The 14,503-nt window shown below is 72.1% G+C and carries 8 protein-coding genes and 1 pseudogene; 4 read left to right on the top strand and 5 right to left on the bottom strand.

Annotation, left to right across the window (positions count from 1 at the left end; translation table 11 throughout):
• Positions 1–61: 61 nt before the first annotated feature.
• Positions 62–2,695 carry a serine hydrolase gene (locus tag AAFN69_RS20050; RefSeq protein ID WP_347729968.1) on the bottom strand — a complete coding sequence of 878 codons (2,634 nt, stop codon included), beginning with the start codon at positions 2,693–2,695 and terminating at the stop codon, positions 62–64.
• Positions 2,696–2,904: 209 nt separating this feature from the next.
• Here AAFN69_RS20050 and AAFN69_RS20045 point away from each other — a divergent pair, with 209 nt between their 5' ends.
• From AAFN69_RS20045 to AAFN69_RS20035, 3 genes are all read left to right on the top strand, one after another.
• Positions 2,905–3,627 (top strand): GPP34 family phosphoprotein, encoded by a 723-nt coding sequence (locus tag AAFN69_RS20045; RefSeq protein WP_347729967.1) that lies wholly within the window; start codon positions 2,905–2,907, stop codon positions 3,625–3,627.
• 273 nt (positions 3,628–3,900) lie between these two features.
• Entirely contained in the window at positions 3,901–4,761 is an 861-nt protein-coding gene (locus AAFN69_RS20040; protein ID WP_347729966.1) for a helix-turn-helix transcriptional regulator, read from the top strand.
• A 337-nt stretch (positions 4,762–5,098) separates the two neighbouring features.
• Positions 5,099–5,308: a DUF397 domain-containing protein gene (locus AAFN69_RS20035; RefSeq protein ID WP_347729965.1), complete on the top strand. Its 210-nt coding sequence runs from the start codon at positions 5,099–5,101 to the stop codon at positions 5,306–5,308.
• Positions 5,309–5,535: 227 nt separating this feature from the next.
• On the opposite strand, the gene AAFN69_RS20030 is transcribed toward AAFN69_RS20035, so the two are convergent.
• The 4 genes from AAFN69_RS20030 to AAFN69_RS20015 all read right to left on the bottom strand — a co-directional run bounded on the left by AAFN69_RS20030 (position 5,536) and on the right by AAFN69_RS20015 (position 13,604).
• Positions 5,536–8,154: an NACHT domain-containing protein gene (locus AAFN69_RS20030; protein WP_347729964.1), complete on the bottom strand. Its 2,619-nt coding sequence runs from the start codon at positions 8,152–8,154 to the stop codon at positions 5,536–5,538.
• Positions 8,155–8,240: 86 nt separating this feature from the next.
• A complete protein-coding gene (locus AAFN69_RS20025) occupies positions 8,241–9,356 on the bottom strand; it encodes an ADP-ribosylglycohydrolase family protein (protein WP_347729963.1) in 1,116 nt (371 codons plus the stop codon).
• Between the two features lie 210 nt (positions 9,357–9,566).
• On the bottom strand, positions 9,567–10,139 hold the full coding sequence (locus AAFN69_RS20020; protein ID WP_347729962.1) for a L,D-transpeptidase: 573 nt from the start codon (positions 10,137–10,139) through the stop codon (positions 9,567–9,569).
• Between the two features lie 279 nt (positions 10,140–10,418).
• Positions 10,419–13,604: a tetratricopeptide repeat protein gene (locus AAFN69_RS20015; RefSeq protein WP_347729961.1), complete on the bottom strand. Its 3,186-nt coding sequence runs from the start codon at positions 13,602–13,604 to the stop codon at positions 10,419–10,421.
• Positions 13,605–13,922: 318 nt separating this feature from the next.
• Between AAFN69_RS20015 and AAFN69_RS20010 the strand changes: the two are divergent.
• Positions 13,923–14,462: pseudogene (locus tag AAFN69_RS20010) on the top strand (RNA polymerase sigma factor); the annotation flags it as partial.
• Positions 14,463–14,503 lie beyond the last annotated feature (41 nt).

Below are 14,503 nucleotides of genomic sequence, written 5' to 3'. Positions count from 1 at the left end.
GGCGTCTCCCCGTCGCGTGCCGGCCGCGACGCGCCGACCGATGCCCGTCAGCCGATGCCCGTCAGCCGATGCGCGTCAGTTTGTCGCCGAAGCCGGGCTCCAGCAGATCGCTCTGGAGCATCACCGGGGCGGTCTGCTTCCCCGGCCCGTTGCCGACCGTGATCTCGCCGACGGTCTCGCCCGCCTTCGCCGAGACCGGCAGCCCGTCGCCGTCCTCGGTCAGGTGGATCTTCACCTGGTGTCCGGCCCAGCCGATCGCCTTCAGGTCCTTGGTCGCCACGACCGGCGTCCGCACCCCGAAGCCGTTCACGACATGGCCGACGACCTCGCCCTTCTTGACGACGACGGCGGAACCCACGCCGTCCTGCGCCGCCCGGATCACCTCGATGCTGTGGTCAATGGCCTTGTCCACCTTGACCGAGAGGGAGTCACCGCTCTGGATGCCCATGGTCACACCCAGAACCCGGTGGATCTCACCGTCGACGAGGGCATTGGCCGACCAGAGCAGATTGCCGCCCGCCGGAGTGGACGAACCGGTCTTGATGCCACCGACGCCGTCCTCCATCAGGAGCTTCCCGGCGGTGTTGTAGGACAGGCCGGGGAAACCGGGCCACCGGGCCTCGGTCAGATTGGCGATCGACGCGAACGCCTCGTCCCGCATCGCCGCCTCGGCCAGCTTCAGCTGGTCCTGCGGGGTCGAGACGGTGGTCTTCGCCAGACCGCTCGGGTCCGTGTACACGGTGTCCTTCATACCGAGCCCGGCGGCGGTTTCGTTCATCTTCGCCACGAAAGCCTTCTCCGAGCCCGCGTCCCAGCGGGCGAGCTGCCGCGCCACATTGTTCGCGGACTTGACCATCACCATTTCCACCATCTGGCGCTGGGTGAACTCCTGGCCCTTGGTGACCTGCACCCGGGACTCGTCCTTGTTCTTGGCCTCGTCCTCCGTCTGCTGCTCGACCGCGATCTTCTCGCCCTGCTCCTTGGCACCGAGGGGGTGCTCCTTGAGGATCACGTACGCGGTCATGGCCTTCGCCATGCTCGCGATCGGCGCGGGCTTCTGCGCGCCGTAGGTGCCGACCAGACCGACGCCGTCGACCGACGCCGCACCCTGGCCCTCACCCGCGAAGGGCAGGGCGAGCTTGGCTCCCGGGAAGGTGTGGACGGGGTCGCCGGAGAGCTTCAGCTCGGACGCCGGAAGCGGGCGCAACACCTGTGCGACCGCAAAGACGATCAGCAGAAGCAGTACCAGCGGGGTCCAGATCTTGACCCGCCGGACGGCCGCGCGGACCGGGGTGTCCGGGGTGTTCGTCAGCTGGGCGAGCAAATCCAGCGGCGGCGGCGGGGGCACCGGCTGGACGCTGGTGCGCTCGACGTCCTCGACAGGCTCGGCGGGCGGCGCGGGCTTCGTCTCCTCGGGGGACTTCACCGCACCCGGCGCGGCGCCGGCCGCCGTGTCGTTCCTGCTCCAGGACGGTGTGCGTACGTCGGCGTCGTTCCGGAGCGGCACGAAGGTACTGACCCGCTCCGCGCGCTCCCTCTCACCCGGCCGGGGGGCCGGGGGGAGGACGAGGGCGGTGGTGGGGCTGTCCTCGGCGGGAGCGGCGGCCCCGGAGGCCCCCGCCTTGCCCGGCTTGTCCTGCTTATTCTGCTTGTCCGCTTCCGCGCCCTTGGCGGGCTTGTCCGCCCCGTCTTCCCCGCTCGACCCGTCCGCCTTGTCGGCCTTGTCGGTCGCGGTGGTCTCGGCGGCCTTCTCGGCGCGCTCGCCGGCCGGGGCCGGTACGGAGCTCCGGAGCGGGGTGAAGACGGCCGCGGGCTGATCGATCTCGGGCTTTGCCACTGCATCGCCCGGGGCGGGTGAGGCACCCGGGGAAGCTGAGGCGCCGGAGCCGGCCGACTCGGTGCCGGAGTCGCCGTCCGCGTCGCCGTCCGAGTCATCATCCGCGTCGGAGTCGTCATCCGCGTCGGAGCCGTCATCCGAATCCGAGCCGGGGCTGGTCTCGGTCTCGGTCTCGGTCTCGGTCTCGGTCTCGGTCTCGGTCTCGGTCACATCGTCCGGTTCGCCGGAACCGGTCCCGTCCGCCGCGTCGTCCGCGTCCGGGGCCTCCGGGGTGTCGCCCGGCCCGGCGACTATCCCGCCGCCGGAGCTCCCGGCCGTGTCGTCGTCCGCGTCCTCGGGGTCGCCCGCCCCGTCCGCGTCGGAGTCGTCACCCGAGTCCGAGTCCGAATCGGGGTCCGCGTCCGGAGCCGTCTCCGCGTCCGCCGGTTCCCGTACCGCCGGGATCTCGGGCAGCAGTGCCGTCCGCTCCGCGGCCGTCTCGTCCCCGGCCGGGCGGATCTCCGGAAGCAGCGCCGTCTCCTCCGCCGCGGCGATCGGCTCACCCTCGGCGGTCGGCTCGCCGTCCGGGTCCCCGTCCGGCTCGTCGTCCGCCGAGGCGACCCATGCCGCCACCGCCGACCGCAGCCGCTTGTCGTTCTCCACCGAGCCCGTCTCCGTACCCGGATCGCGCTCGTGGTCCCGATCCCGCTCGCCGGGAAGCGCGAAGACCGCCGTCGGCTGATCCACCTCCGCCGGTCCGGTCCGGCTCAGCATGGCGATTCGCGGGTCGCCATCGCCCCGAGTCGTCTCCCCCGACGACTTCCGCTGCTCCGACCTGTCGGGGGACTCGCCCGCCACCGTGCCTCCTCGATGCGCCATGCGCGCGCTGCCATGCGTGCGCCTACGGGGTGCCTGCCGCGACAGCCCGTGTTGTCCGAACCATCTCTCAGTGTCCTGTGTGAGAACACGCCCCCCGTGCCTAGACGAGAAAGACATACCTAACGGTTCCCATACAAAGCACCCAGGCGCTCTCGACAGACCAATGTGAGAGGGGTCACCCTGTCATTCATCCACGCGGGGAGGCATGGATGGGCAGGAGCCGCAGAACAATTCCGGAAGAGCTTCTGCTGCTCGCTCTGGACCCGGCCACGGGTACCACAGCGCAGCCGCAGTCGCTCGACCTCGGCCTGGCCGGAGCACAGCTAGTAGAGCTGGCTCTGGCAAGACGGATAGCCCCAGACGGGGATCGTATCGCCGTGGTGATGCCACGGCCGACCGGAGATCCGACACTGGACTCCGCGCTGGAACTGCTGCGCAGACGCGGCAGTCCGGTTCGCGCGGTCCACTGGATCGGCGGGCCCCGGCTGGGGCTGCGCCAGATCTATCTCGCACACCTGGAACGGTGCGGCATGGTGCACGCCGTAGCGGGCCAGATGTGCGGCGTACTGCCGACGACTCGCTACCAGGCGACGGAAACGGCTATCAGCAGGGACATCAGAGCCCGTCTCGACAGCGCGATCCGCACCGGCGTACCGCCGGATCCGCGGACCGCGGCGCTCGCCGCACTGGCCCACGCGGTCGGACTCGGCAAGCATCTGTACCCGGGCAATGAGGGGCGTTCCTCGCGATCCCGGCTGCGGGATCTCATCAGGCACGACCCCATGGGCGGACTCGTGGCGCATGCCGTGATGGACGTTCAGAACGGCGCGGCCGCGCAGCCGCGCCGCAACCCGGCAACGACCGGGAGCCGTCCGGCGGCCGTGTCGATGCAACCGCGCCGCGGAAGCATGGCCCGCGTCGCAGCGCACTGAGCGGTACAGGCACCGAGCGGTACGCACACCGAGCAGTACGCATATCGAGTGGTACGCGCGCATCGAGGCCGGCGACCGGCCGGGACAGTGCGGCGAGGACGCGCGGGGCGGCCCCAGAGCCGCCCCGCGCGTTCGGTTCACACGTACGATCCACACCACCGCGGGTGTCAACCATGGTGCCCGTGTGGCGATTTCACCGCACACGCACGCCGATAGGTGGCAGTCTGCTGAGCAGTAGATACTCTCAGCTACGCAGTCGGAGGTGCAGTTTCCGTGGCGTCCAGCATCAACCCCACCGTCAGGCGACGCCGATTGGGTCTGGAGCTGCGCCGGCTCCGGGAATTGAAGGGCATGACGGCGGAGGAGGTGGCGGAGCGCCTCCTGGTCTCGCAGTCGAAGATCAGCAGGCTGGAGAACGGCCGCCGTTCCATCAGCCAGCGCGATGTCCGCGATCTGTGCAGTGTGTACGAGGTGGACGACCACCGGATCGTCGACTCGCTGATGCAGATGGCGAAGGACTCCCGCCAGCAGGGCTGGTGGCACGCCTTCGGCGACATCCCGTACAGCGTCTACATCGGTCTGGAGACCGACGCGGCGAGCCTGCGGGTCTACGAGCCCCAGGTGGTGCCGGGGCTGCTCCAGACGAGAACGTACGCCGAGGCGCTCATCACCGGCGCGCTGCCGGAGAGCGGCACACTCGATGTCGACAAACGGGTCAGTGTGCGGATGCGCCGTCAGGAGCGGGTGCGCGCCGCCGATCAGCCGCTGCGGCTGTGGGCGGTGATCGACGAGGCGGCGCTGCACCGGATCGTCGGCGGCAAGGCGCAGATGCGCGAACAGCTGGAGCATCTGATCGAGCTCTCCCAGCTGCCGCATGTCACCGTGCAGGTGCTGCCGTTCGACATGGGCGCGCATCCGGGGATCAACGGTCAGTACGCGATTCTGGAATTCCCCGACGCGACCGATTCGAGTGTTGTGTACATCGAGGGCGTCACCAGTGACCTCTATCTGGAGAAGGCCAACGATGTGCACAAATACAGTGTCATGTACGAGCATTTGCGAGCACAGGCGCTGAACGCCGATCAGACGCGGTCGTTCATCGAGAATATCGCCAAGCGGTACACGGGATCCTGAATTACCGGGTACGGACGGGCCGGTACGCCGGCACCGGCCGGGCAAGTCGCCACCGAACCGGCATTTCCCGATGGCGTGATCCGCACGCTCCCGATCTTGGAATACGCGGGAGGGCGGGGCCGGCCGGGATGGATCATGGGGCGAATGAGCGGTATCGGGGAAGCGGTGGTGAGGGGGACGGAAGATACACCTCTGCCATCGCTCCCCGTAAGACCTTTCCCAAGTTTCCATCCGACCGAGTGAATGGAATCCGCACCGCCCGGCTGTGACGAGTAGCGTCGATCACGCCAACAAAAACGTTGGTTCACATCACATCACTCGCCGAAGCGGAGCGAAAATGGCAATCATGCAGGGAGCCACGGAGACCTGGACGAAGTCTTCGTATTCCGGAGGGAACGGCGCTTGCGTCGAGGTGAAGTCGCCGGTCCTCCAGGCGATTTCCGTCCGGGACTCCAAGGTTCCCGCGGGCCCGACGGTCACCTTTGTCCCCGGCTCGTGGAACGCCTTTGTGACCGAAGTGGGTCAGGGCGCGTTCGGCATCGGCTGAGCATCTGATCCAACGGTTCAACCGCACACGGCGGGGAGCGCACCCCGCACGCGCCGAGCCCGTACCCCGGGCAGTCGCAAGCGCTCCCGCCGATACGCGGTACCGGCACAGCACCACTGACAGAGCCCTCTCGACTGGTCCGCCGTCCCGGCCGAGGGGGCTCCGCCGTGCGGCGCGACAGCCGCTCGCGCCGCACGGACGGTACAGCGCGGGCCGTAACGGCGGGATCAGCGCGGCGGGCCGTCCGGGTCCTCGGCGAGGGTGATGTGCGCGGGGAATCCGGGACCCGGCGAGGCGAGAACGGGTGGCAGCACCACGGTGCGCAGCGCGGGAAACCGCTCCAGCCATCCCCAGCCCTCCGGAAGCGGCTTGCTCCAGGTGAACCAGAGATGGGTGAGCCGGTCCGGTGCGATGTTCCGCACGAGCTCGTCGGGGGTGAAGTCGCCGACGATCTGGAGCCGGGCGCGACCGCCCATCTCCCGCAGGGCGCGCAGTTCGGCGACGGTGCGGACGGTGAAGTACAGCCCCGTCTGATCCAGATGGGACAGGATCTCGTCCGCGTACTCGCGGGTGTCGAACTTCCGCCACGACCAGGCGAGCTGCCTGCGCACCCGGAGCGAGCCGTGATCGCGGAAGCGGGCCAGGAGGGGCAGCGCGGCGTCCGTGCCGATGCGGGCGGCGGTGGTGACCACATGGACCGCCTGATCGTCGGGGAGCCCCTCGGGGCCCGGGAGCAGGCCGAGAACGAGTGGGCCGCCGAGGTCGGCGAGATGGCGTGCCCACTCCGGGGTCTCGGGCGGCACGAAGAACGCCGTGAAACGCAGAATGCGCGCGCGGATCCCGGGGTCGACCTCGGTGGCCTGCTCCAGACAGCTCGCCGCCAGCAGCAGCCTGCGAAGGGTGGCCGAGGGGGTGAGGGAGCGGCCGGTCTCCGGGTCGAAGCCTTCGATCAGGCCCTCCAGGATCCGGCTCCGCTCCGCCGGGCGGCCCATCGCCACCGCCATCCGGATGACGTCCTCCCACTGGTCGCGGTGGGCGTTGTTCAGCAGCAGCGGGAAATCGCCCTCCTCGACCAGTGCCTTGGCGCCCAGATGGTCCTGGAAGGTGCGGTGGACGAAGTCGATCCGGCCGGGGGCCGGTTCGCGCAGCAGACCGGAACGTTCCAGCAGGTGCGTGAGGACCCGCTCCGGTGTGGCCCGGACATGTGCCATATACGCCAGCGACCGGCTGAGCTGGGTGAGCGCGTCGGAACGCTCCATCTCCGCCCGGTCGTTGCGGATCAGCCAGTGGGCCAGTTTCTGGAGCAGCAGGATCTGGGTCTCGGAGGAGAGCCGCAGCCCTTCCCCGTCCCCTCCCCCGCCCCCTCTCCCGGTGGCGATCCCGCGCTCGGTGTCGCGGCGTTCGAGGAGCATCCGCAGCGCCGCCTCGTACAGATCGCGGCGGCCGTGCGGCAGAAAGCCTCGGCGCTCGCGGTGCAGCGCGCAGAGCAGCCCGCACATCAGCGGGTTGACGGCGAGGCGGGAGAGATCGGTACTGGAGCGGACGGCGTCGAGCAGCGCTCCGGCGAGCTCGGGGGAGGCTCCGGCCGCGGTGTGCCAGCGGCGTACGAACTCGGTCACATCCGGGCGCGACATGGGCGAGAGGGTCAGCTCGGTGAAGCCGGCGGTGGCCGGCCAGTCCCCGTTCACGGCGGACGGGCGGGCGGTCACCAGCCAGAGATTGCCGGGGAAGTCGCCCATCAGCTCGCGCAGCCAGCGGCGCACCTCCTCGCGTTCGGTGCGCGGGATCTCGTCGATGCCGTCCACCAGCATGAGAGCCCGGCCCGCCCGCAGCACCCGGTCGGCCCAGCCGGCCGGCTGGGCGGCGGCGACCGAGCTGCGGACGGCGTGGAGGAATTGGTCGGGGGTGGGCGGGGCGCCGTCGCGCATGACGCGGCGGAGCGGGAGGACGAAGGGGATCCGGCCGACGAGGGCGGTGAGATGGTCGCCGAACTCCTCGTAGCGGGCACGGGCCGTGGTCACCGCCAGCCACTGGACCAGGGTGGTCTTGCCGGAGCCCGCGCCGCCGCGCAGCAGCACCCGGGTCCGGCCGGAGAGCACGCGTTCGGCGGGGAGGGCGACGGGGGTGCCGTCGCCCTCGGTGCCGTCGTCGCCGGTGGCCTCCAGGGAGACATACGCGGAGTCGAGCCGCCATTCGCGGGCCTGGTCGAGATCGAGTCCGTGGATGGTGAGTTCGCCGTGCTTGCGGGCGATGTGGTCGGTGTAGCGCCGCTCGAACCGGGTGTCCTCGGCGAGCTGGGAGGGGATCCGTTCGGCGAGGAGGTCGCCGATCTCGATCAGCCGGTCCAGCGAACGGGTCTGCTCGACCAGGGTGTGCGGGACGAAGGACGAGCGCTGGGTGAAGAAGTTCAGGATGTGCAGCGACGCCGCCAGCAGCAGCGGCTCGTGGAACGCCTCGGCGGCGGCCGACAGCCGCTCCGGGCGGGCGAGAGTACGGGCGAAGGCCGCCGGGCCGAGGCGTACGGCCTGCACATCGTCCATCTCCAGATCGCCCAGGCTGTGCAGGGCGCGGGTGAGCGCGTCGGTGAGCTCGGCCCTGGTCTCCTCGGCGGGGGCCTCGTGGGGGCCGCAGGACGCCGCGGCGCGGGCCACGAGTTCGCCGGCGAGCTTGCGCAGGTCCCGTTCCGTCAGGGTCTGCTTCTCGCCCCGGAAGGCGACCAGGCCGGCTATTCGCACCGGCCGGGACACCAGCGCGGCGCCGGGGTTGCCGGGGGTGAAGAGCTTCCGGACCAGCGGGGCCAGGGCGCCGGCGGCGAGCCGCGCGGCGAAGGCGGTGGTGACGTCCATGGCGTGATGCTAGAGCGCCGGGTGGGGGGCCGGCGGGGTGCGGGGCAGCGGTGCGGGGCGGGCGGGTGCGGGGCTGGGCGGGGCGGTCAGCCCCGCGGGTAGCGGGCGAGCCAGCCGGGGGCGGCGGCGACGGGGCTGTGCAGGGCCGGGCCCTGGGTCATCTCCATGGCGAAGTCGTCCGCCAGCTCCAGCAGGGTCGGACGGCCCTCGACCTCCGACACCCAGGCGGGCGGGAGCGCCGTCTCGCCGTGGAGCGCACCCAGCAGTGCGCCCGTGACGGTGCCGGTGGTCTCCGACGGGCCGTCGTGATTGACCGCGAGGCGCAGCCCGTGCCGGATGTCCTCGCCGACCAGGGCGCAGTAGACCGCTATTCCCAGTGCGCCCTCCGCGTGTCCGCCGGCGCCGAGGCCGGTGATCCGCTCGGCGCTGGGCGCCCCTTCGCGGACCGCGTCCAGCGCCTGCTCGACGGCGTCCGTCACCGGCTGGTGGCCGGGGCGGGCGCCGATGAGGTCGAGGGCGCGGCGGGCGGCGGCGTCGAGTGCCTCGCCGCGGGCGAGGCCGTGCACGATCACGGCGAAGGCACCCGCCGACAGATACGCCGCGGGGTGACCGTGGGTCTGGGCCGCGCACTCCAGGGCGAGCTGGCAGACCAGCTGGGGCTCCCAGCCGACGAGCAGCCCGAAGGGCGCGGAGCGGGCGAGCGCGCCGGGGTCGCGGGCGGTGGGGTTCTTGGGGGTCTCCAGGGTGCCCATGTGCTCGTCGCCGAGGCCGAGCAGGCTGGGCTTCGGGGGGTCGCGGCGGGTGTAGAGCCACTCCTCGCGGGCGAGCCAGCCGTTGTCCTTGCGGCGCTCGTCGGGGCCCCAGTCGCGCTGGGTGGCCGCCCAGCGCAGATAGGCCCGGTGGACGTCGGTCGGCGGATGCCAGGCGCCGGTGTCGCGGCGGACCTGCGCGCGGATCAGTCCGTCGACGGTGAAGAGGGTCAGCTGGGTGGCGGCGGTGACGGCACCGCGCCGTCCGTGGGCGGGGACGGGATCGGTGAGGCCGTCCGGTCCGTGGGCCGCGCGTATCTCCTCCAGGGAGAGGGCCGCGACGCCCGCGCCGAGGGCGTCACCTATGGCGCCGCCGAGCAGAGCACCGCGTACCCGGGCCCGGAAGTCCTGCTGCTCGGCCCGTCCCCAGACGGCCGTGGCTGCTGCGCTCACCGCGCGCCCCTCCCTGGACGTGGTACCCGGTCATCCGAACCCCTGCCGGGGCAGCACTGTAATCGAATGGTCAAAACCCGTCCCGTGCCGCGCTTGCGGAAGGCCGGTCTCCGCCCCTGTCCGGGGCGGGTCCGCAGGCCCGTCCGCCCGGTGTCCGGCGCTCTCCCCGGCCCGGTTCGCGTCCGGGTGTGCGGCCGGGTGGGCGGGCTGTCAGCCGACCACGACGATGGTGCTTCCGCTGACGGTGAAGTCCCAGAGGCTCTTGCTGTCCTCGGTCTTCATCCGGACCGCTCCGGTCTCCTTGCCGATGATGGGCTTCGGCGAGGAGCCGTCGGTGGCGGCGGAGAAGGCGATGGTGACGCCGCCGGAATTGGCGAAGTAGATGATGCGCTCGACCGGGACGCCGTCGCTTCCGGTGCCGGAGGGCTTCCGGAAGGTCACCTTGTGGCTGCCCGGTGCGGGGTCCTTGGTGCCGGGCCAGACGGCGAAGGTGGCGGTGGCCTTTCCGGCGTCGTTCACCAGCCAGGCACGGTCCTGGCCCAGCGAGTAGACGACCCGCTTGCCCTGCCCGGAGTCGGCGGGGATCGCCGGGGGCTTGGCCGGGCCGCCCTTTCCGTCCTTGCCCTTGCCGGCGGAGCCGGAGGGGCTGGGGCTCACGGTCTTCTTGGAGGCCGTGTTCTCGGGGATGGACTCACCGGCCTGGACGGCGAGCGCGAGAACGGCGACCAGCGCCGAGGAGGTGAGACCTGTCACCACCGCCCCGGGGGATATCTGACGGGCCATCGGACTATCGTCTCCTGAGCGGCTTCCGGGACCCCCCTGCGGGAGCATCACGACGGCATGAAGCTTATCGGCTGATTCACCGGCCCCGGCCGGGACGGCGGAGTGGTGTCCGCCGCCGCGCACGGAGAGCCCCGGGCCCGCCCTCCCCGGCGGCCCGCCTCCCCCGCGCCGCGCCGGCCCGCGCCATGGGGGATCCCGTGCCCGCACCGATGGGCGACCCGGGGCCGGGGGGAGGCCGGGAGGCCGGGCCTATCCTCCGGCCCCCTCGGCATCAACCCGTCACGCGCCGCGCCCCGCCCCTCCCTCGCCCTCGCCCGGTGTGGCGGCACGCAGAGCGGTCAGGAGCTCCGCGGCCTCGGGGGAGTCCGCCAGGGCGGGGGAGGTCAGGAGCTCGGCAGCCAGGGCGTGGCCGGAGGGGGCGGGGAGGGCCATCAGCCGGCGGGCGTCGGCGAGGGCGCGGTCGGGGGCGGCCAGGGCCAGGTGGACCCGGCCCCGGAGGAGGTGTGCCCAGCCGTGCGCGGGGTCGCGGGCTATCGCCAGGTTCAGATCGGCCAGGGCCTCGTGCGGGCGGCCGAGGTCCTGGTGGGCCGCGCCCCGCTCGGCCGCGATCCAGGCGGTGCCCGGGTGGAGCTCCTCGGCCCTGGTCAGATCGGCCAGGGCCTCCCGGGGGCGGCCGAGGGCGCGCAGGGCACTGCCCCGGCCGGCGAAGGCGAGGCCGTCGCCGGAGGCGAGAGCGGCGGCCCGGGTGTAGTCGGTGATCGCCTCCGGATACCGGCCGGCGCGGCGGTGCGCCTCACCGCGCAGAACCAGGTGCTCCGCCTCGTCGGGCTCGGCCGCCACCGCCGCCTCCAGGTCCGCGAACTCCCCCTCCGTGTCACCGGTCGCCCCGCGCACCGCGGCCCGCACGGTCAGGGCGTAGGCCGAGTCGGGGTTGAGCCGCAGGCCGGTCTCCACCGAGGCCAGTGCCGCCTCGTACCGGCCCATCCGCTCCAGGGCCCGCCCCCGGCCCACATGCGCCGGCGCGTGGTCCGGGTCGTGGGCGATGGCCGCGTCGAAGTCGGCGAGCGCCGCTTCGTACCGCCCGGCGAGGTGGTGTGCGCCGCCCCGCTGGACCAGGGCCCACGCTCTTCGCTCGGCGAATTCCACCACCCGGTCGAGATCGGCGAACTCCGCCTCCCGGTCTCCCCGGTCGCGGTGTATCTCGGCCCGTCGCAGCAGCGCCCAGACGTAGTCGGGCCGCATCTCCAGGGCCATCGCCAGATCGGTGAGCGCCTCGTCCACCCGGCCGAGCGCCTTCTTCGCCATGGCACGGCTGCCCATCGCCCAGGTGTAGGACTGGTCGAGGACTATCGCCCGGTCGTAGCAGGCGACCGCCTCCTCATAGCGGCCCAGCGAGCGCAGGATCTCGCCGTTCTCCCCGATGATCCAGGGGTGGGCGGGGGAGATGTCCCGGGCCCAGGCGACATCGGCGAGCGCGCCGTCGCTGTCCCCGAGGGCGTTCTTGATCTGGGCGCGGCGCACCAGCGCCCACATGTGGTCGGGCTTGAGCTCCAGGGCCCGGTCCAGATCGGCCAGGGCCTCCCGGCTGCGGCCCGCCGAGTGTCTGGTCCACCCCCGGCCGGCCAGTACCGCGCTGTCCTCGGGGGCGAGGGCGAGTGCCCGGTCGAAGCAGATCAGGGCCTCGTCGTAGGAGCGCATCAGCCGATGGGTCTCCGCCATCCCGAAGTGGGCGCGCCCGCAGCCCGCGTCGATCTCGATGGCCTGCCGGAAATCCCGGAGCGCTTCCCGGTACTCATTGAGATAGCGGTGGGCGAGCGCCCGGACCGTCAGGGCGACGGCGCGGTCCTCACGGGTCAGCTCGGAGCGGCTGAGAACGAGGCCGAGGAGCTCGACGCCGCCGCGCCGCTCGTCCTCCAGGGCCCGCAGGCTCTCCTGTCCGAGGGAGCGCAGCGCCTGGCTGTCGGCGTCGGTGCCCGCGTCTATCAATGTCTCCGCCCACTGGCGGGCGCGGGCCGCCCCGGCGTCGCAGGCGTCCACTCCGTCGCGCAGGGCGGCCGGGATTCCGGTGCGGGGCCGGGCGCAGAGCCGGTGGTAGATCTCCCCCAGGCGCAGCTCCCGCCAGCTGTCCAGGGCCCAGCGCTCGGCGGCGTCGAGCCCTTCGCCCGCGGCGGCGCACCACTCGGCGAACGCGTCGGCCAGCCGGGTGTGCCCGGTGGTCCACCGGCCGGGGGAGCTGATGCGGCGCAGCCGGAGCATCGGCTCGCGGACCACGCCGTGGTACTGGACCCGGCCGCCCCGGTGGTGGACGAAGGGCAGTTCGCGGACCCAGCCGAAGAGCTCGCCCGCCTCGGGGCTCTCGGCGGCGGCCCGGAAGATGTCCTCATTGAGCCGCCGGGGCAGTGCGCCGTCGAGGGCGGCAGCGCGGCGCACCGGGTCGGTCTCCCAGCGCAGGAAGCGCTCGACTGCGGTGGCGCTGGGGTCGTCGAGCTCGCCCGCCCGGCCGCTGTTCTCGGCGAGGAGGGAGACGAGCACCGGGAGCCGTCCGGAGAGCCGCAGCACATCCCGGACGACGTCCTCGTCGACCACCCGCTTCCCGGCGAGGAGCTGGCGGGCCTCGGTCTCGGTGAAGGTGGCGAGGGGGATCTCGGTGATGTGGTGGGTCCAGTTGGCCCAGACATGGGGATCGACGGGCCGCTGCCCCGAGGTGGTGACGATGGTCTGTCCCGGCACCACGCCGTACCGCCCGGTGACCGTCAGATCGCGCAGCCACGGGTCGAGGAAGGGCGCGGACCGCTCATAGGTGTCGAAGAAGAACGCGATCCACGGCGCCTGGCCGGCGATGCGCTCCAGCTCGGCCAGGAAGACGGGGGTGAGCGAGCCGACCGGGTCCAGGACGAGCTGGACGTCCTCCTGCTTGCCGAAGTGGCGGCTGAGCGCGGCCCGTACGCCGTCGGCCCCGGAGGCGACCCGGCCGGGGTCGATCGCCCCGGCGATGGCGCCGATGCCGGGGACGAGGGAGATGCCGATGAGCCCGGCCTGCGCGGCGACCATGGAGCCGGCGGACGGAGTGTGCGCCGTGGCGGGGTCGGGCGCGGAGGAGGCGGTGGCGGCCTCGGCCTCGTATCTGCGCTGCCGGTAGGTGGCCAGCATCCGCTCCAGCGCCTTCAGCTGGAAGCCCTGCCCGGCGAACTGCCCGCAGATCTCCTCCATCGCCTCGGGCACGCTGCGCACCGATTCGTCGAGCGTGGCGGTGAGCGCGTGGTGTTCACGGGCCGACTGGATGAACCGGCGCAGCAGGGACGACTTCCCGACCCCGGAATTCCCGTGCACATGAAAGAGGAAGCGGTGCTCGATGTCCTCGGGTGAGGTGCGGAGATTCGCCTGGAACAGGGCTAGTTCGGCACGCCGCCCGACGAATCCGGCGAGCTGGCGTTCTCTCAGTAAATCCTGCATTGACCGTGCCATGTGCATCAGTCTGCCCCGGCCCGCGCACATCCGTCAGGGCCTGTGGACAACCCGCGCACCCGTCGCCCCGCGCAGCCGTCCGGTCCGGCGGCGGACAGACCGAAGCCGCAGGTCGGGACGGGATCCCGGGCGCCGGCGGCCGGTCGGGAGCCAGTCATACCGGCGGCGGCACCGTACTCGGACGGCCCCGCATCCGGACCGCCCATCGAACCGGCCGCGCCGCCCCCGGCCCGGGCCGCGCCGCCCATCGAACCGGCCGGGCCGAAGGACATGACCCGGATCCCGGAACCCCCCGCCCCGAGCGGACACTGAGTAAGTGTGGATCCCTCACTGAATGAACGGGTGTGCTCAAGTGATCGCAGCGCCTTCGACGAGATCTTCGACGCGCACTCCCGCGCGGTGTACGCGCATGCCGTAAGGACACTGGGCGACTGGGCTGCGGCCGAGGACGTGATGTCGCTGACCTTCCTGGAGGCGTGGCGGCTGCGGCACAAACTCCGTGACGAGGTGGTCAGCGTCCGGGCCTGGCTGCTCGGCATCGCCGTCAACGTCATGCGCAACAGGGCCAGAACAGCCCGGCGCCACCGGGCGGCGATGTCCCGGCTCCAGCCCCATGACGCCCTTCCCGACTTCTCCGACGAGGTGGTGGACCGGCTGGCCGACGCCGAGAGACTGTCGGCGGCCGTCCGGGCGCTGGCCACTCTGCGGCGCCGCGAGCGGGAGGTGTTCACCCTCGTCGTCTGGTCGGGGCTGAGCTACGGAGAGGTCTCGGCGACGCTCGGCATCCCTGTGGGCACCGTACGGTCCCGGCTCTCCCGCGCCCGGACCAAGCTGCGCAGAACCGTCGCGAGTGAACTCGGACGGGAAACCCCGGAACCCGGGCCCGCCGGCGGACACAT

It is taken from the genome of Streptomyces sp. CAU 1734 (assembly GCF_039888735.1).
GTDB lineage: Bacteria > Actinomycetota > Actinomycetes > Streptomycetales > Streptomycetaceae > Streptomyces.
This window is presented reverse-complemented; position numbering and strand designations above follow the sequence as displayed.